General features: G+C 48.6%; 16 protein-coding genes. 15 read left to right on the forward strand and 1 reads right to left on the reverse strand.

What is annotated here, in order from left to right:
- The first annotated feature begins 17 nt into the window (after positions 1-17).
- From BQ7367_RS10995 to BQ7367_RS11045, 11 genes are all read left to right on the forward strand, one after another.
- Positions 18-1,055: a (Fe-S)-binding protein gene (locus tag BQ7367_RS10995; RefSeq protein ID WP_072525476.1), complete on the forward strand. Its 1,038-nt coding sequence runs from the start codon at positions 18-20 to the stop codon at positions 1,053-1,055.
- Between the two features lie 80 nt (positions 1,056-1,135).
- Complete coding sequence (locus BQ7367_RS11000; RefSeq protein ID WP_072525477.1) at positions 1,136-2,452, forward strand: RuBisCO large subunit C-terminal-like domain-containing protein; 1,317 nt, start codon at positions 1,136-1,138, stop codon at positions 2,450-2,452.
- Positions 2,453-2,507: 55 nt separating this feature from the next.
- Positions 2,508-3,338 carry a Cof-type HAD-IIB family hydrolase gene (locus BQ7367_RS11005; RefSeq protein WP_072525478.1) on the forward strand — a complete coding sequence of 277 codons (831 nt, stop codon included), beginning with the start codon at positions 2,508-2,510 and terminating at the stop codon, positions 3,336-3,338.
- A 4-nt stretch (positions 3,339-3,342) separates the two neighbouring features.
- Positions 3,343-3,828 (forward strand): PTS sugar transporter subunit IIA, encoded by a 486-nt coding sequence (locus BQ7367_RS11010; RefSeq protein ID WP_072525479.1) that lies wholly within the window; start codon positions 3,343-3,345, stop codon positions 3,826-3,828.
- A 70-nt stretch (positions 3,829-3,898) separates the two neighbouring features.
- A complete protein-coding gene (locus BQ7367_RS11015; RefSeq protein WP_072525480.1) occupies positions 3,899-4,198 on the forward strand; it encodes a PTS sugar transporter subunit IIB in 300 nt (99 codons plus the stop codon).
- Positions 4,199-4,226: 28 nt separating this feature from the next.
- Positions 4,227-5,672, forward strand: a complete 1,446-nt coding sequence (locus tag BQ7367_RS11020) for a PTS transporter subunit IIC (RefSeq protein WP_083588928.1) — start codon at positions 4,227-4,229, stop codon at positions 5,670-5,672.
- A gap of 103 nt (positions 5,673-5,775) precedes the next feature.
- Entirely contained in the window at positions 5,776-7,500 is a 1,725-nt protein-coding gene (locus BQ7367_RS11025; RefSeq protein ID WP_072525481.1) for an FAD-dependent oxidoreductase, read from the forward strand.
- A gap of 61 nt (positions 7,501-7,561) precedes the next feature.
- Positions 7,562-7,996 carry a C-GCAxxG-C-C family protein gene (locus tag BQ7367_RS11030; protein WP_083588929.1) on the forward strand — a complete coding sequence of 145 codons (435 nt, stop codon included), beginning with the start codon at positions 7,562-7,564 and terminating at the stop codon, positions 7,994-7,996.
- Between the two features lie 56 nt (positions 7,997-8,052).
- The gene (locus BQ7367_RS11035) at positions 8,053-9,498 is read left to right on the forward strand and encodes a PTS transporter subunit IIC (protein WP_083588930.1); all 1,446 of its coding nucleotides are present in this window, start codon (positions 8,053-8,055) and stop codon (positions 9,496-9,498) included.
- Positions 9,499-9,608: 110 nt separating this feature from the next.
- Positions 9,609-10,277 (forward strand): HAD family hydrolase, encoded by a 669-nt coding sequence (locus tag BQ7367_RS11040; protein WP_072526190.1) that lies wholly within the window; start codon positions 9,609-9,611, stop codon positions 10,275-10,277.
- Positions 10,278-10,305: 28 nt separating this feature from the next.
- A complete protein-coding gene (locus BQ7367_RS11045) occupies positions 10,306-10,881 on the forward strand; it encodes a nitroreductase family protein (RefSeq protein ID WP_072525482.1) in 576 nt (191 codons plus the stop codon).
- Between the two features lie 137 nt (positions 10,882-11,018).
- Here the strand turns inward: BQ7367_RS11045 and BQ7367_RS11050 are convergent, their stop codons facing one another.
- A complete protein-coding gene (locus BQ7367_RS11050) occupies positions 11,019-11,342 on the reverse strand; it encodes a helix-turn-helix domain-containing protein (RefSeq protein ID WP_083588931.1) in 324 nt (107 codons plus the stop codon).
- 165 nt (positions 11,343-11,507) lie between these two features.
- On the opposite strand from BQ7367_RS11050, the gene BQ7367_RS11055 reads away from it, so the two are divergent.
- The 4 genes from BQ7367_RS11055 to dnaG all read left to right on the forward strand — a co-directional run bounded on the left by BQ7367_RS11055 (position 11,508) and on the right by dnaG (position 16,426).
- Positions 11,508-11,888, forward strand: a complete 381-nt coding sequence (locus tag BQ7367_RS11055) for a helix-turn-helix domain-containing protein (RefSeq protein ID WP_072526192.1) — start codon at positions 11,508-11,510, stop codon at positions 11,886-11,888.
- Between the two features lie 122 nt (positions 11,889-12,010).
- Positions 12,011-13,531: a polyphosphate:AMP phosphotransferase gene (gene pap / locus BQ7367_RS11060; RefSeq protein WP_072525483.1), complete on the forward strand. Its 1,521-nt coding sequence runs from the start codon at positions 12,011-12,013 to the stop codon at positions 13,529-13,531.
- 43 nt (positions 13,532-13,574) lie between these two features.
- Entirely contained in the window at positions 13,575-14,576 is a 1,002-nt protein-coding gene (locus BQ7367_RS11065) for a deoxyguanosinetriphosphate triphosphohydrolase (RefSeq protein WP_072526193.1), read from the forward strand.
- A gap of 68 nt (positions 14,577-14,644) precedes the next feature.
- Positions 14,645-16,426, forward strand: coding sequence for a DNA primase (dnaG, locus tag BQ7367_RS11070; protein ID WP_072525484.1), 1,782 nt, complete (start codon positions 14,645-14,647; stop codon positions 16,424-16,426).
- The last annotated feature ends 43 nt before the right edge of the window (positions 16,427-16,469 follow it).

The following is a 16,469-nucleotide window of genomic DNA, read 5'->3' on the forward strand; positions in this document are numbered from 1 at the left end:
GAAGGAGGAAAAGCGAAATGGCAATGAAACATGATTTTGAGACTCTCTATTTCAAGGCGGCGTTTTGTTTGACCAGTGATGTTATCTCGGATTTTAATCCGGTGAGCCGCAGGCTCGGCGTGGATGTGACAGATGGCATGGGAACCGTGTTCACGGCGCTGGGCGCCAGATACGAGATGCGCTATGTAGCTGACGAAGCGTTCCTGACCACCGACAGCTATGAGACAGACACCAGAAGCATCGACAATGTGCCGGTGGCGGAAGTCATGCGTTATACCCGGGGGCAGATCCTCAGGGAGGACGCGGTTCCGGGAAAATATGCCGGATTTGTTGAAAATGTCAAAGCGGGAAAAAGTGTATTTCATGATTATAAAGTTTACAGTTCCGGAGAAAAGGACGCGGCAGTCCTTTATCTGATCAGCCCGGCGGACAAAACACCGGAAAAAAGCGCGGAAGCGTTTGCGAAGCTGGCGGAAAAGATCGGTAAGAGCGCATATTCTACAAATGAATTCGGAGACTGCGGTTATCTGAAGATCCAGCTGGAGCTGTTCAAGGAACTGGAAGAATCTGCAGAGGCTGTTAAGGCCGCACTGGAAAAATATGATCAGATCGTTACAGATGATCAGTTTATTCTGGACGCTCTGCTTATCCAGTTTGAAGATATGGCAGATAAGATCCTGTTTATCGATGGATTTATCGCCGGGAATGCCGGTAAACTTGGCATTTCTGCAGCCGGGAAAAAGATTGCCGTTCATGAGAGCGGGATCATCAACAGACTTTATCCTCTCAGAAAAGCGGATTATGTGGAAGTTCTGAAAGACGCTGAACTCGTTTATCCTGCAAGAAACGGCTATGACGTGAGTGATTCCGGTATGGCAGGCGGGCTTGGCCTTGCGGATGAAGAAGTGATGAAAGCAGTTGCCGGCAGAAGAGAAAAAGATCTGGAAGCGCTGGGCGCGGATGTGATCGTCTCTGTATGTGCAGCCGAGAAGGCCGGACTGGAAGCAGGCGGCGGCAAAGTAGAATCTCTGCTGTGTTATGCTGCAGCACTTTGATAGGGGAAAACTACTTTAATAATTTAGGGAAACTATATTAATCATCATAATAAAAAATAATAAGACAGGAGGAAAGAAAGATGAAATATGATGAGAATATTTATCAGCTTTATGAGTCACTGGATTCGGAGGATGTGATCGTCGCTACATATTATGTGGCGGGATACAGCTCGGATCTCCTCAACAAGGCGGGGGCTATGGCGATCGAGCAGACAACGGGAACATGGCGTCCGGTTCCGCTTGAGACACCGGAAGTAAGACGTCTTCACGGCGGAAAAGTGATCGGAGTATATGAGATCCCGAATTATGAGTTTGATATGCCCGAGACGGAAGGCCAGGAGAGGCACGCGGTTCTTCAGATCGCATTCCCGTTTGAGAACTTCGGATGCAATCTGGGACAGATGCTGTCATCAGTGATCGGAAATATTTCCTTCGCAGGAAAGTGTAAGCTGCTGGATGTTCATCTGCCGAAGAAATTCGTGGCAGGTTTCCAGGGACCGAAATTTGGTATCGACGGCCTTCGTAAGATGATGGATGTTCCGAAACGCCCGATCATCGTCAGCATGATTAAGCCATGTACAGGAGCTTCTCCGGATGATGTGTACAAACTGGTGCATGAACTTGGTATGGCCGGGATCGACTGGATCAAAGACGATGAGCTTTTCAGCGACACAGATTACTGCCATGTAGAAGACAGATGTAAGAAAGCTGTTGAAGCATTAAAAGATGTGTATGAGAAGACCGGGAAGAAAGTCATCTACTCACCAAACATCACAGACCGCCCGGATCTTATGCTGGACAAGGCAAAGAGAGTACAGGAACTGGGTGCCGGCGCTTTGATGGTAAACACACTTCCGATCGGCTGGACAAGCATGCAGATGCTGGCTGAGAATAAGGATCTGGATCTTCCGATCCTTGCTCATCCGTGCTTCTCCGGAGCAATGTACGAGTCTCATTATTCAGGCCTTGCCAGCCACCTGGTACTCGGTAAGTTCATGCGTATGTGCGGCGCGGACCTGGTAATCTATCCGTGCGCTTACGGCAAGGTAGACATCAAGCGTGAAGGCTACATCAGGATCGCGCAGACACTGACTTCCAAACTTGGCGATATGAAGAGAACCTTCCCGGGACCTGCGGCAGGAATCTATCATGGACTGATCCCGGATGTGGCAGCGGACCTCGGACTGGACTTCTCCATCAGCGCAGGTGCTGCAATGCACGCTCATCCGCACGGAAGCGCGGCAGGAACAAAGAGTCTTCTCGTAGCGGCAGATGCTGTTGCGAACGGGATCCCGCTTCGCGAGGCTGCAAAAGACTGCGAAGACCTTCAGATCGCGCTGGATATCTGGGGTGAAGGAGCTTCCACAGACAATAAGCTCTTTGATCTGAAGAAATAAGACGAGTATCTGACAGGATTGATTTCATATTCAGTAAGAAAGGCGTTTGGCCGTGATGAAAAATTCTCTGTATAAAGCGGTGGCAGTCGATCTGGACGGAACACTGCTGAATTCAAGACATAATGTTGACCGGGAGTCACTGGATGCCCTGAATCGACTGCGCCGCGCAGGGATAGAAGTGATCGCTATCACAGGACGGACTTTATATGAAGCCGCGCATGTTGTCAAACCATTTTTGGATATTACGAGAGATACGATCGTTCTTCAGGCCGGGAGTCTTATCATTCAATACAGAGAGAGGAAGATGACCACGGATCTGATGCTGATGAGTGACAGCGATAAAGAGAAACTGGTCTCGATCGGGAAAAAACATGGATTCCCGCCTCTTGTCTGTGTTGACAATGAGATGTGTACGGAAAAGCATGATAATCCGGCATATCCGCCCTATGAGAGCATGATGAGCCACAATATCGTGTTTGTGGATGACCTTATGGATTTTGCACTTTCCAATCCGGTCGGCAAGATCGCCATGGTCTGCGAGAATCATATTCTCCGGGAGATGGAGAAGGATATGAAGAAAGCAGGGATTGAAAGTGCCTGGGGCTGGTCATATGCGGAGGGGATCGATGTGTGTGCCCGCAATAAGAAACGGGCGCTGATGGATCTTCTGGAGCGGATGAACATCACCAGAGAAGAACTGGTAACTGTTGGCGACAGCAACAATGATCTGGAGATGATCCAGTTCGGAGGCCTTGGCGTTGCAATGGCAAATTCAACCCGGGAGCTGATCGACGCGGCAGATTATGTGACTCTGGACAATGACCATAACGGCGTCGCACACCTGATCGATCACGTAATTTTGTCAGATTACACGAAGGGAAAATAGCACTATGAGCATTCAGAAAATGACGACAAATACGAAACTGATCCTTCTGAAACAGAAATTTAAAGATTCTGAGGAAGTGATCTCTACTTTGGGAAAGCTGGCAATGGAGCAGGGGCTTGTAAACGAGGATTATTTGCCGGCGATACTGGAGCGGGAAAAAAATTACCCCACCGGCCTTGATCTGCCGGTCAATATCGCCATTCCTCATATTGATACAGGCGTGAACAGATCCTTTGTCAGCATTGCCACATTGGAGGAACCTGTTACATTTTACAATATGGACTGCTCCGGGTCAGAGGTGAAGGCACGGATTGTATTTGTTTTTGGGATCATGGATCCCAAGGATCAGCTTGCAATCCTGAGAAAATTTGCCGGATCTTTTGCAGACAAAGGGAAGATCCAGCCGCTGCTGGACGCGCAGGACCCGGAAGAACTGATCAGACTTCTGAACGAGCTGCTGGATCAGATGCTGGCGGTAGAAGAAATCTAGATGTTCCTGATTATAATTCTGATCGTAAAAGATTCAGAATTTTAAAATAAAAGAGAAAGGAGGATACATCATGAGAACAGTGAAACTTGCAGTATGCTGCGGCGGAGGTATTTTTACGACTTCTGTAGTTACGGAGGAGATCGAGAAACTCCTGAAAAAAGAGGGGATCCCATATTCGATCACACCTCAGAAACTTGTTGAAATCCCGTCCCTTACCGGACTGGATGTGATCGTGGCTACAGGAAAGACCTCAGCCAAAAACGGCGAGGGAACTCCGGTGCTGATCGGCCTGCCTATGTTTACCGGCGTTGGAAAAGAGGAGTTCTCCAAGGAACTTGTTAAGACAATTCACGAAATAGTTGGAGAATAAGTGAAAACTGAAAGGAGGGGAACCTTTTATGTTAGAGCAAATAGGTGTTATCTTTAAAACATTTATGGACACCTTCGGCGCTTCAATACTGGTGCCGCTTATTGTATTTATTTTAAGTCTTATTTTGAGAGTAAAGCCGATGCAGGCATTCCGTGCGGCCATATTCATGGCCATTGGTCTGACCGCGTTCAATATTATCCTGGGCATCCTGATGGATGAGATGGGTACGGTCATGCCGCTCATGAGCGAGAACACAGGAAGAACATTCGACGTTGTCGATGTGGGATGGCCTGCAGCTGCAACAATTGTTTACAACAATTCCCTGGGTTATATTTACCTGGTTGTCGGACTGATCTGGAACGTTGTGCTGTTCCTTCTGAAGGTTACAGATACATTTGAGCCAACAGATATCTGGAATTATTACTTCTTCGTCACATATGCGATCTGTGTTCAGTTCGTAACGGGAAGCTTTGTACTGGGTCTGATCTGTGCGTTGTTCTGCAATCTGTTTGTGTTGCTTATCTCCGACGCGATCGCGCCGGCGGCGCAGGAATATTATGGCTATGACGGATTGACATGTACCTGTATCAGCTGTTCCAATATCGCGATCTTTGCGGCTGTCTGCAATATTCTTTTCAAGAAGATCGGTCTTGGAAGAGTAAAGGTCAACCCGGATACGATCAACAAGAGACTCGGCTTCTTTGGCGAGCCTGCGATGATCGGTGTTATCCTTGGTCTCATCATGGGGATCATTGCCTATGTGCATGATCTTGGAAATGCTTCCACATGGGCAGCGATCCTGACATTCGCGTTTACCATCGCGGCCATGCTTGTGATTTATCCTACCGTTTCAGGTATGTTCGTCCGTGGACTGATCCCGATCAGTAATACACTGAACGCAAGGATGCGCAGCGGCAACATGAAACGTAAATACTTCATCCTCGGTATTGACCCGGCTGTCTTCTTTGGTGAGACTGCGAATATGACGACGGGCGTACTTTTGATGCCGATTTTGATCCTTACCGCTATCATCCTTCCGGGCAACCGTCTGATCCCGCTGGGCGACATTTCGTCGATCCCGTTCATGGTGATCGGATGTACCTGTGTATTCCAGGGCGATATTCTGAAGTCCACGATCTGCGGTACGATCTACGGATCCTGTGCGCATCTGATCGCGACAGATATGGCGGAACTGTTCACAAATGCCGCGGTGCAGGCAGGCTTTGAAATGGCAGAAGGACAGGCATTTGTAGGCAGCTGGCTTGTATCCGCTCAGCCGCCGCTTTGGGTCTTCTATAAATGCTTCTCAGCATCAGGAAGCCTGAAGTACATTCTGATCGCTGTTCTTGTCGTGCTTTATGTGGCGGCTCTTGTACACTTCAAGAAACACCGCAAAGGCTGGTACAAATTCTTTGGTGCTTCCGAAGAATTTGCAAATAAATTTATGGGAATTGAGACAGCGGAGAATGCTTAAGTAAACAATGATTTCTTAGGGGGAAGATTACCTGCTGTGGAAAAACAGAAAGGGATCTTCCCTTTTCATTTACAGCATATTTTACTGTAAGGAGAGACAGAGGATGTCTGAAAATCAAAAAAAACCATTAAAACTGGTCGTAGTCGGCGGAGTGGCCGGCGGAGCTTCAGCAGCCGCACGTGTACGGCGTCTGGATGAAAAAGCAGAGATCGTAATGTTTGAAAAAGGCCGGCATGTGTCCTTTTCAAACTGCTGCCTTCCGTATCATCTGAGCGGGACGATCGCGGACAGCGAAGATCTTGTACTGATGACTCCGGAAAAGTTCCGTTCCCAGTATAATATCGATGCCAGGACGGACAGCGAAGTGACCGGCATCGACAGAGACAGAAAATGCGTAACAGTAAAAAACCTGCTTACCGGGGAAACTTATGAAGAATCTTTTGATAAACTGGTGCTTTCTCCGGGGGCAAATCCGATTTTTCCGTCAAGTATTGAAGGGATCGAACGTGAAAACGTATACGCGGTCCGAAATGTGGAGGATATCCGCGCGCTGAAAGCAGCTGCTGAGAAGGAAGGCACAGATAACATCGCAGTAGTCGGCGGAGGATTTATCGGGATTGAAGTGGCGGAAAATCTGAGAAACGCGGGGAAAAATGTAAGTGTGATCGAAGGCACAGAACAGATTATGCCTCCCTTTGATTATGATATGGTCCAGATCCTTCATAAAGAACTGGATGACAACGGGGTATCGCTCTACGTATCCACTACGGTTACAGCTATCGGAGACAGATGGGTCAAAGCCATAAAAAATGGAAAAGAATTAGAGATACCCGCGGATATCGTCGTGATGGCGGCCGGGGTCGCTCCGGAAACGAAACTTGCAAAACAGGCAGGACTGGAGATCGGCAAGACCCGCGGGATTAAAGTCAATCATAATTATCAGACCAGTGATCCGGATATCTATGCAGTCGGTGACGCCATCGAGATATTTCAGGATCTGACACATGCCGAAGGCCGCCTTGCGCTGGCAGGTCCGGCTCAATGGCAGGCCCGTGCCGCGGCGGACCATATATGCGGAACCTGCGGCCGAAGGAAAGGATATATCGGATCTTCCTGTATCCGGGTATTCGGCCAGAATGCGGCTGCCACCGGACTGAGTGAAAAAGCGGCGGAAAGGGCAGGGTATACATATGACTCTGTACTGGTCTTTCCACCGGATAAGGTGGGATTGATGCCGGAAAGCCATTATCTGGCATTTAAGCTGATATTTGAGGTCCCGACAGGCAGGATCCTGGGCGCTCAGGCTATCGGAAAGGGAGAAGCAGACAAGCGGGTGGATGTGATCGCTGCCATGATTACGATGAACGCGACCCTGGAAGATCTCAAAGACCTGGAACTGTGCTATTCTCCGGTGTTCGGGACAGCCAAGGATGTGGTGAATCAGGCCGCTCTGGTAGGGTTAAATATCCTGTACGGGAAATATAGACAGGTACATGTGAACGAGGTGCGCGGCCTGGTAGAAAAAGGCGCGTATATCATTGACGTGCGCGAGGAACCGGAGTTTGCCGCGGGCCATTTAAAGGGAGCCCATAATATCCCGCTGAGCCGGCTGCGCTCCCGTATGGATGAGATCCCGCGCGATCTGCCGGTTTATCTGCACTGCCGGTCCAGCCAGAGAAGCTATTATGCGCTGTGCTGTCTGCAGGGAGCCGGATTCCGTAACCTGTATAATATCAGCGGTTCCTATCTGGGGATCAGTCTGTACGAATATTTTAATGATAAGACAGAAGGGCGGACGCCCATTCTTGACCGGTACAATTTTAATTAATTAAAGAGAAAGTCTGTATGTAAAACAATAAAGATTTTATTTGAAACAGGAGGTGGAAAAAGTGTTAACTGCAAAAGACGTGGGCCCCGGGTTCGACCAGGGAATATGTTGTGCCATGGCTGTATTCGGTGAACTGGCTGAGGATGTAGGACTGGATAAAAAAACTGCATACAAGATAGCGTCCGGCTTTGGTTCCGGGATCGGCTATGGAAACGCATGCGGCTGTGTTACCGGCGCGATCATGGCGCTGGGGTACAAATACGGCAATTTTGAACCCGGCCAGCTGGAGCAGAAAGAGATCATGAAGGAAAAAAGAGAGGCGTTCCTGAAGGAATACAAGAAAAGGTTCGGACATTTTAACTGTCAGGAGCATCTCGACAATCTGAATCCAATGGATCCAGATGACCGCAAGATCATAGATGAGCGCGAACTGATGTACACAGTATGCCCGCCGATGGTGGCTGCTACATGTGAGATCGTCCGCAGTTTATTGTGATCTGTGTTATGAGGGATTTTTTATAAGAGAATAAAGATTAGAGGAGGTGCATTTTTTTGTTAGATACAATTAGTGTTGCGTTTAAGTCGTTTATGGATATTTTCGGCGCTCAGCTCCTGGTGCCGATGGTAGTGTTTATACTCAGCCTTATCCTGAGGGTCAAGCCAAAGCAGGCGTTCCGCGCGGCGATCTATATGGCGATCGGACTGGTTGCTTTCAATATTATCCTCGGAATCCTGATGGGACAGATGGAAAGTGTAATGACCCTGATCAGTTCCAACACAGGGAAAGTATTTGATGTTGTGGATGTAGGCTGGCCGGCGGCTGCTACGATCGTGTATAATAATTCACTTGGTATGCTGTACCTGGTGATCGGTCTGATCTGGAATCTTGTTCTGTTCCTTCTGAAAGTGACAGATACCTTTGAGCCTACAGACATCTGGAATTATTATATTTTTGTAACGTTTGCGGTGTGCGTACAGTTTGTGACCGGAAGTTTTGCTCTCGGTCTGGCATGTGCGATGTTCAGCAACCTGTTCGTTCTGCTGACCGCGGATGCCCTTGCACCTGCGCTGCAGGAATATTATGGATATGACGGGCTGACATGTACCTGTATCAGTAATGTGTGCAGCGTATACATCGGCGGCGTTCTCAATATTCTTTTCAAGAAGATTGGGTTCGGAAGAGTACATATCAATCCGGAATCGATCAACAAGAGGCTGGGATTCTTTGGTGAGCCGCCTATGATCGGTACGATCCTGGGTATCCTGATGGGTATAATCGCCTATATCAATGTCCTTGGGGATGCTTCTACATGGGCTACGATCCTGACATTCGCATTTACGCTTGCGGCGATGCTCGTGATCTATCCCACGGTTTCCGGCCTGTTTGTGCGCGGCCTGATACCGATCAGCAACACAATGAATGCAAGAATGAGAAGCGGCGAGATCAAGAGGAAGTACTTCCTGATCGCTATCGATCCGGCGGTGTATTTTGGTGAAACTGCAAATATGACAGCAGGTATCATCCTGATCCCGATCCTGATCCTGACAGCCATCATCCTTCCCGGGAACCGTCTGGTACCGCTGGCGGACCTTCCGGCGATCCCGTTCATGGTGATCGGACTGACTGCCGCGTTCCAGGGCGATATCCTGAAATCTGTGATCGGTGGCACCATCTGGGGTTCCATTGCCCACCTGATCGCCACGGATATGGCGACGACATTTACACAGGCGGCCATAACTGCGGGATTTGAACTGTCCGAAGGACAGACTTTCGTCGGAAGCTGGCTTGTGTCCTGTAATCCGTTTTCCTGGATTTTCTATAAATGCTACTCCGTAGACGGAGCACTGAAGTTTGTTCTGATCGCACTTTTGATCGCGGTCTATGCTGTGGCGCTCATTCACTTCAAGAAACACCGCAGAGGCTGGTATAAGTTCTTTGGTGCTACAGACCCATTCATTGACAAGTATATGGGTGTTGCGCCGGCGGAGGAAGCGTAATTCACGCATCAAGACGACAGAAACAGTAAAAACCTGGTTTTACATACAGTTTTCTGCAGCACACGGGGAAGAGATTTCCCGTGTGCTGTAAAGTTGAGAAAGGAACAAATATGTGGTGGAACACAATTATTTTTGACCTGGACGGCACTCTGCTGAATTCGCTGAACGATATTGCCAACAGCGCCAATTATACAATGCGGAAACTGGGGTTTCCGGAGAGGTCTCTGAAAGAGATTAAAGCCGGGGTGGGAAACGGTGTGGCACACCTGATAGAGTGCTGTCTTCCTGAAGAACAAAAAAAAGATAAAGAAACGGCAGAAAAGGCGGTTGAAGAATTCCGCAGACATTATGTCCTTCACTCTACGGATGAGACTGCGCCTTACGACGGCATAGAAGGACTTCTGGATAATCTTGCCCAAAAAGGACTTAAGACTGCCGTTGTATCAAATAAACCGGATGAGGCGGCACAGAAAGTGGTAAGAAGTTACTTTGGGGACAAGATTACTTATATCTCCGGTGAAAGAGAAGGAGTCAGGAGAAAGCCGGCTCCGGACCTGATCTATGAAGCCATGGAGTTCCTGGGAAGTTCCGCCGGGGATTCTGTCTATGTCGGCGACAGTGAGGTGGATGTGCTGACAGCAAGAAACGCGGGGCTTCCGGTCATACTGGTAAGCTGGGGATACAGGAGCAAAGAGATGCTGGAAACGCTGCATGCGGATCATATGGTAGATGAGCCGGGGGAACTGGAACAATTGCTTTTGGGTGAATCAAACGGATGATTGAAAAACAGAAAAGAGGGACATAAATATGGATTTAAGCAGTCTTTACAGGGGATGCCGTTCATACAGACGTTTTCAGCAGGACCCACTGCCCGATGACCTGCTCCGCAGGATGATCGATAACGCAAGGATCGCCAGCAGCGCGCACAATGCGCAGGCGACCCGTTTTGTAGTTGTGAGCAGCCCCAAACTGGTGGAGGCGATGCATCCGCTGGTGGTATTTGCCAGCTCCCTTCCGAGAGAACTGGGCGAACCCAAACAGGGAGAACAGCCGACGGCCTTTGTAGTCGTATCCAAGACAGTGAACGCAGGAGATTACAGCGATGTGGATCTGGGGCTTGCGGTAGACGCGATGGTGATGACCGCATGGGAAGCCGGATTTGGAAGCTGCCTGCTGGGAAAGATCGATATCCCGGCGATCCGGGCCTTGCTGGATATTCCGGAGAGTGAGACCATACGTCTGGTGGTAGCATTTGGAAAACCAGATCATAAGAGCTATCTAGTGGAACAGGGAGACAGGCCGTCTCTGAAATACTATCTGGACGATGACAGAAACTATTATGTGCCGAAAAGAAAAATGGAAGAAGTGGCAAGATTTTTGTAGAGAGGAACAGGAAGAGAGTCGGAAAAAACAATTTCGGCTCTCTGTTTTTGCGTATACGATAAATCATTTCCTCTGTATTGATATGATGATTGACAAAGCAAAAACGACGTTATGTACTTTGATGTAAGTCTCGTCCATCAGACTTCTTCTTCCGGGATCACGAGTTCCGTTCTGCCGGTAAGCTCGTCCAGAGACACTCCGAAGAAATCCGCGATCATGATAAGCATAAAGACATCGGGCAGAGTAACCCCGCGTTCATATGCGGAGACCGTCTGCCGGAGTGTGTGAAGGTTTGAGGCAAGTTCTTTTTGATTTATATTTTTTTCTTTCCGAAGCCGACGGATATTTTCTCCGAGTATATTTCTTCCGGAAATGTTCTCAGGAGTATCTGAAAAATTTTCGTACTTCGTATTTTGCCTGCTGCAGGTCGTATCATTTTGCCCGTGTCTGATACTGTTCATCATCTGTACCGCCTTTTTATTGCTCAAGGATGTCGTACTCTGATGCTGTCCTGGTATTTACAGCATTTTATCACTGTTTCAGAGTCTATGGGATCAGATATCCGAAATGTGAGTGCCACGATACATTGCATTTGGATATCAAAAAAACTTTTATCCGATAAAATAATGGTAAAAGAATGTCGAAGGGCGGGAGATTTATTGGATAACAGGGTCAGAGAACTCCGTAATGAAAAGGGGATCAGGCAGGTTGATCTTGCCGGGAAGATCAATGTCTCTCAACAGACGATCAGCAGGATAGAGAACGGTCAGAATTCTCTTCCGGCAGATATCCTGATCCATTTATCAAAGTTTTTTCATGTGTCGGCGGACTACATCTTAAAATTATCGGACACACGGCTGATACCGGAATATCGCTTTGAAGTAGATAAGAACATAGAGAGAAATATGGGATTCCTGCGAGCTTTCGAAAGGCTGAGCAGAGTAAATAAAGAACTTGTTACTCTTTTGATCAGTCAGCTGGAGGAGAGACAGAAAGAAAACAGATAAATTGCGAAAAAGAAAGAATCTTTTGTGGATTTTTTCTTTTTTTTATGCATGATATGCTATAATTACAATAATTTAAAGAAACCCGTTAATACTATCTGAAGAAGAATGACGGAGGAAGAGTAATGTTAGAAAAAGTTGATCTGAACAAAAAAATGTCAAAAGAAGAGTATAAGGAGAAAATGCCCTGTCTGGAATCATGTCTGGGACGCCTTCAGAGAGAATGCAAAGCTTTGGGGATTCCTGTTATGATTGTTTTTGAAGGCTTTGGGGCCTCGGGAAAGGGACTGCAGATCGGGCGGCTGATCCAGAGTATGGATCCAAGAGGCTTTGAGGTCCATACAATTAAAAACGAGACAGAAGAGGAGCAGATGCATCCGTTTATGTGGAGATTCTGGACGAAAACACCGGCGAAAGGAAGGATCGCGATCTTTGACGGCAGCTGGTACAGAAAGGTCCTGATCGACCGCTTCGAAAAAAGGACAAAACACCGGGAGCTTGCGGAAGCTTTCCGGTCGATCAATTCCTTTGAAGAGCAGCTGGCTGACGATGGGAACCTGATCATCAAGCTGTTCCTCGATATTGACAAAAAGGAACAGAAAAAAAGATTTGAGAAACTGGAGAAGAACAAAGAGACAGCCTGGCGGGTCAGCCAGGGCGACAAAGAGCGCAACGTGCGGTATGAAGAGTATGCTTCCATGATGGAAGAAATGCTTTTCAAGACGGATACGGACTATGCTCCGTGGACGATCATAGAAGCCATGGACAGGCGATTCGCCACAGTGAAAGTCTATACGACCGTGATAAAGGCCATGGAAGACCAGATTGAAAAAGTGCGGAGAGCGTCGGATAAGAAGGCTGAAGAAGGAAAAGAAGAGAATAAAGAAGAAAGATCACAGGCAGAAAAAGAGCTGGAGGGGCTTCAGGTGTCTATCCTTTCCAGGGCAGACCTCTCTCTTCATTATACAAAAGAAGAGTATAAGAAAAAGCTGGACAAACTTCAGAAGAAAATGGAAAAGCTTCATGGTGAGCTGTATCGGAAGAGGATCCCGGTGGTGCTTGGATTTGAGGGATGGGACGCAGGAGGGAAAGGGGGAGCCATCAAGCGTCTGACGGAAAAGATGGATGCCCGGGGGTATGTGGTCAATCCCACAGCGTCCCCCAACGATATCGAGAAGGCTCACCACTATTTGTGGAGGTTCTGGCGGGCTATGCCAAAGGACGGACATGTGGCGATCTTTGACAGGACATGGTACGGACGCGTGATGGTAGAGCGGATCGAGGGTTTCTGCACGGAAGAGGAGTGGAAGAGAGCCTATAAAGAGATGAACGATATGGAGAGAGATCTGTATGAAGCCGGGGCGATCGTGATCAAATTCTGGATGCACATTGACAAAGATGAGCAGGAACGCAGATTCAAAGAGCGCCAGGAAAATCCGGAGAAACAGTGGAAGATCACGGACGAAGACTGGAGGAACCGGGAGAAGTGGGACCAGTATGAAACCGCGGTCAATGAGATGCTCATGCGCACATCTACAGATTACGCTCCGTGGGTAGTTGTAGAGGGAAATGATAAATATTATGCCAGGATCAAGGTGCTGCGCACGGTAGTGGGTGCCATTGAGAAGCGGCTGAATGAAGAATGACAGAGAATGTCCGGAACAGACTGTCGGGGAGAGAGGGATATCGATGACGATCAGAGAACAGCTGGAAGAAAGAGAGATTGAATATTTAAGTCCTTATGCCGCGCTCAGCAGAAATTCAAAAGGGCGCATGCGGGATGAGCCTCAGTGCGACATCCGGCCGGTGTTTCAGCGGGACCGGGACCGGATCCTGCACTGTAAGGCATTCCGCCGCCTGAAGCAGAAGACTCAGGTGTTTCTCCTGCCCAAAGGCGACCATTACCGGACCAGGCTGACCCATACTCTGGAGGTTTCCCAGAATGCCAGGACGATCGCGAAAGCGCTGCGTCTGAACGAGGATCTGACAGAGGCTATCGCGCTGGGGCACGATCTGGGACATACTCCCTTCGGACATGCGGGAGAGCGGGCCCTTAACAATGTTTATCATTTTTCTCATCAGAAGCAGAGCCTGCGGGTGGTGGACTGTATCGAGAAAGACGGAAGAGGGCTGAATCTTACATGGGAGGTAAGGGACGGGATCCTGAACCATCAGACATCAGGCCGGCCCCATACGCTGGAAGGGTATGTGGTGCGGCTTTCTGACAAACTGGCCTATATCAATCATGATATGGATGACGCGATCCGCGGCGGGATCCTGACGGAGGAGGACATACCGGCCGATATCCGGGAAATACTCGGAGATTCCTGCAAAGCAAGGCTGAACAGACTGGTTCACGACGTGATCACGAACAGCATGGACCGGCCGGAGATCCGGATGTCGCCCAGGGTGGAAAAAGCCATGACAGATCTGCGGGAATTTATGTTTGAGAATGTCTATCTGAACCCCAAGGCAAAGGGGGAGGAAGACAAGGCAGTACATATGATCGAACAGCTTTTTGCTTACTATATCAGACATCCGGAAGCTCTCCCGCAGCAGTTTCAGGACGCTCTGGATCCTCCGGAACTGAGCGTGGAGCAGGTAGTATGCGATTATATCGCGGGCATGACAGATCCTTATGCCGTAAAGAAATATCAGGACTATTTTGTGCCTGAAGCATGGAAAATCTAAAAAAATAAAGGAAAGGAAAACCTTTTGTCGAATATATAATATAGGGTAATCTTTTGTGGAGGGTGAACATGTACTATCCTGAGGAACTGATCGAAGAAGTAAGAACGAGAAATGATATAGTAGATGTGATATCTGGTTATGTACGGCTGAAGAAACAGGGAAGTTCCTATGTGGGGCTGTGCCCGTTCCACAACGAGAAATCCCCCTCTTTTAACGTGAGCAGACAAAAGCAGATGTATTACTGTTTCGGCTGCGGAGCGGGAGGAAATGTATTTACGTTTCTGATGGAGTATGAGAATTTCTCATTCTCTGAGGCTGTGAAATATCTTGCGGACCGGGCCGGGATCCGTCTTCCCGAGGTGGAGTACTCAAAAGAAGCCAGGGAGAGAGCGGACCGGAGGGCTTCGATCCTGGAAGTAAATAAGCGGGCGGCAAAGTATTATTATGCACAGCTGAAATCAGAACGGGGAACACAGGCCTATACATATTTGAAAGACAGAGGTTTGTCTGATGAGACGATCACAGCTTTCGGGCTGGGGTATTCCAATAAATACAGTGACGATCTCTACAAGTACCTGAGGCAGGAGGGCTACAGTGAAGAACTGATCCGTCAGGCTGGTCTGATCAATACGGATGAGCGTCAGGGAGTGTACGATAAGTTCTGGAATCGGGTCATCTTTCCCATCATGGACGTAAACAGCCGAGTGATCGGCTTCGGGGGCCGGGTAATGGGGGACGGAAAACCCAAATATCTGAACTCTCCGGAGACGGAGGTGTTTGATAAAAGCCGTAACCTGTATGGCCTGAACCGGGCAAGGACGTCCAGAAAGCCATATTTTCTTTTGTGCGAGGGGTATATGGATGTGATCTCTTTGCATCAGGCCGGGTTTACCAACGCGGTGGCGTCGCTTGGTACGGCGCTTACACCCGGACATGCCTCATTGATCAAAAGATATGTAAAGGAAGTGTATCTGACATACGACAGTGATGAAGCCGGAACAAGAGCGGCTCTGCGGGCGGTGCCGATCCTCCGGGAGGCCGGGATCTCTGCAAAGGTCATCCGGATGGATCCCTACAAAGATCCGGACGAGTTTATCAAGGATCTGGGAGCGGAAGAATATGAAAAGCGGATCCAGAACGCCAGAAACGGATTTATGTTCGGTCTGGAGATGCTGGAACGCGAGTATGATATGGCTTCTCCCGAAGGAAAGACAGAATTTTTCCGGGAGGCGGCACGGCGGCTTCTTACATTTGAGGATGAGCTTGAACGGAATAATTACATAGAAGCGGTCGCCTCCGCTTATCGGGTCAGCACAGAGAGTCTGGAAAAACTGGTCACGAAGAGCGCGGTGAGCGCGGGGATGGCCCGGCCTGTATCCAGACCCAGGCGGACGGAAGGACGGGAAAAAGATCCGAAGAAAGAGGATGGAATCCTGACTTCACAGAAGGCTCTCCTCACCTGGATGATCGAGGATGAGGAGCTATATGATACGATCAGCCGGTATATCAGTCCCGAGGATTTTACGGGAGAGATTTACCGGGCAGTGGCAGAACAGATCTTTCAGCAGCATGAGAGCGGCAAGATCAATCCGGCCAAGATCCTGAACCATTTTACTGAGGAAGAGGAGCACAGAGAAGCAGCGTCTCTGTTTCACACGAAGATCAAGGCACTGGAGACAAAAAAGGAGGAAGGACAGGCCCTGAAAGAGACGATCCTGAAGGTAAAGACACACAGCATTGACGAGAAGACCATGGCTCTGGATCCTGCGGATATGGCGGGACTCCAGCATCTGATGAAAGAAAAGCAGAAGCTGGAGGAGCTTAAGAAACTGCATATTTCTATTGATTAAGGATAAAATAAAACAAGATAGCCCGCGTTCACACGCCGGCGAA

Source organism: Clostridium sp. Marseille-P3244, assembly GCF_900120155.1.
In the GTDB taxonomy this organism is placed as follows: domain Bacteria; phylum Bacillota; class Clostridia; order Lachnospirales; family Lachnospiraceae; genus Mediterraneibacter.

Coding starts and splice junctions, on each gene's coding strand:
- BQ7367_RS10995 (WP_072525476.1), top strand. CDS start 18: ATGGCAATGAAACATGATTTTGAGACTCTCTATTTCAAGGCGGCGTTT.
- BQ7367_RS11000 (WP_072525477.1), top strand. CDS start 1,136: ATGAAATATGATGAGAATATTTATCAGCTTTATGAGTCACTGGATTCG.
- BQ7367_RS11005 (WP_072525478.1), top strand. CDS start 2,508: ATGAAAAATTCTCTGTATAAAGCGGTGGCAGTCGATCTGGACGGAACA.
- BQ7367_RS11010 (WP_072525479.1), top strand. CDS start 3,343: ATGAGCATTCAGAAAATGACGACAAATACGAAACTGATCCTTCTGAAA.
- BQ7367_RS11015 (WP_072525480.1), top strand. CDS start 3,899: ATGAGAACAGTGAAACTTGCAGTATGCTGCGGCGGAGGTATTTTTACG.
- BQ7367_RS11020 (WP_083588928.1), top strand. CDS start 4,227: ATGTTAGAGCAAATAGGTGTTATCTTTAAAACATTTATGGACACCTTC.
- BQ7367_RS11025 (WP_072525481.1), top strand. CDS start 5,776: ATGTCTGAAAATCAAAAAAAACCATTAAAACTGGTCGTAGTCGGCGGA.
- BQ7367_RS11040 (WP_072526190.1), top strand. CDS start 9,609: ATGTGGTGGAACACAATTATTTTTGACCTGGACGGCACTCTGCTGAAT.
- BQ7367_RS11045 (WP_072525482.1), top strand. CDS start 10,306: ATGGATTTAAGCAGTCTTTACAGGGGATGCCGTTCATACAGACGTTTT.
- BQ7367_RS11050 (WP_083588931.1), bottom strand. CDS start 11,342: ATGAACAGTATCAGACACGGGCAAAATGATACGACCTGCAGCAGGCAA.
- BQ7367_RS11055 (WP_072526192.1), top strand. CDS start 11,508: ATGGTAAAAGAATGTCGAAGGGCGGGAGATTTATTGGATAACAGGGTC.
- pap (WP_072525483.1), top strand. CDS start 12,011: ATGTTAGAAAAAGTTGATCTGAACAAAAAAATGTCAAAAGAAGAGTAT.
- BQ7367_RS11065 (WP_072526193.1), top strand. CDS start 13,575: ATGACGATCAGAGAACAGCTGGAAGAAAGAGAGATTGAATATTTAAGT.
- dnaG (WP_072525484.1), top strand. CDS start 14,645: ATGTACTATCCTGAGGAACTGATCGAAGAAGTAAGAACGAGAAATGAT.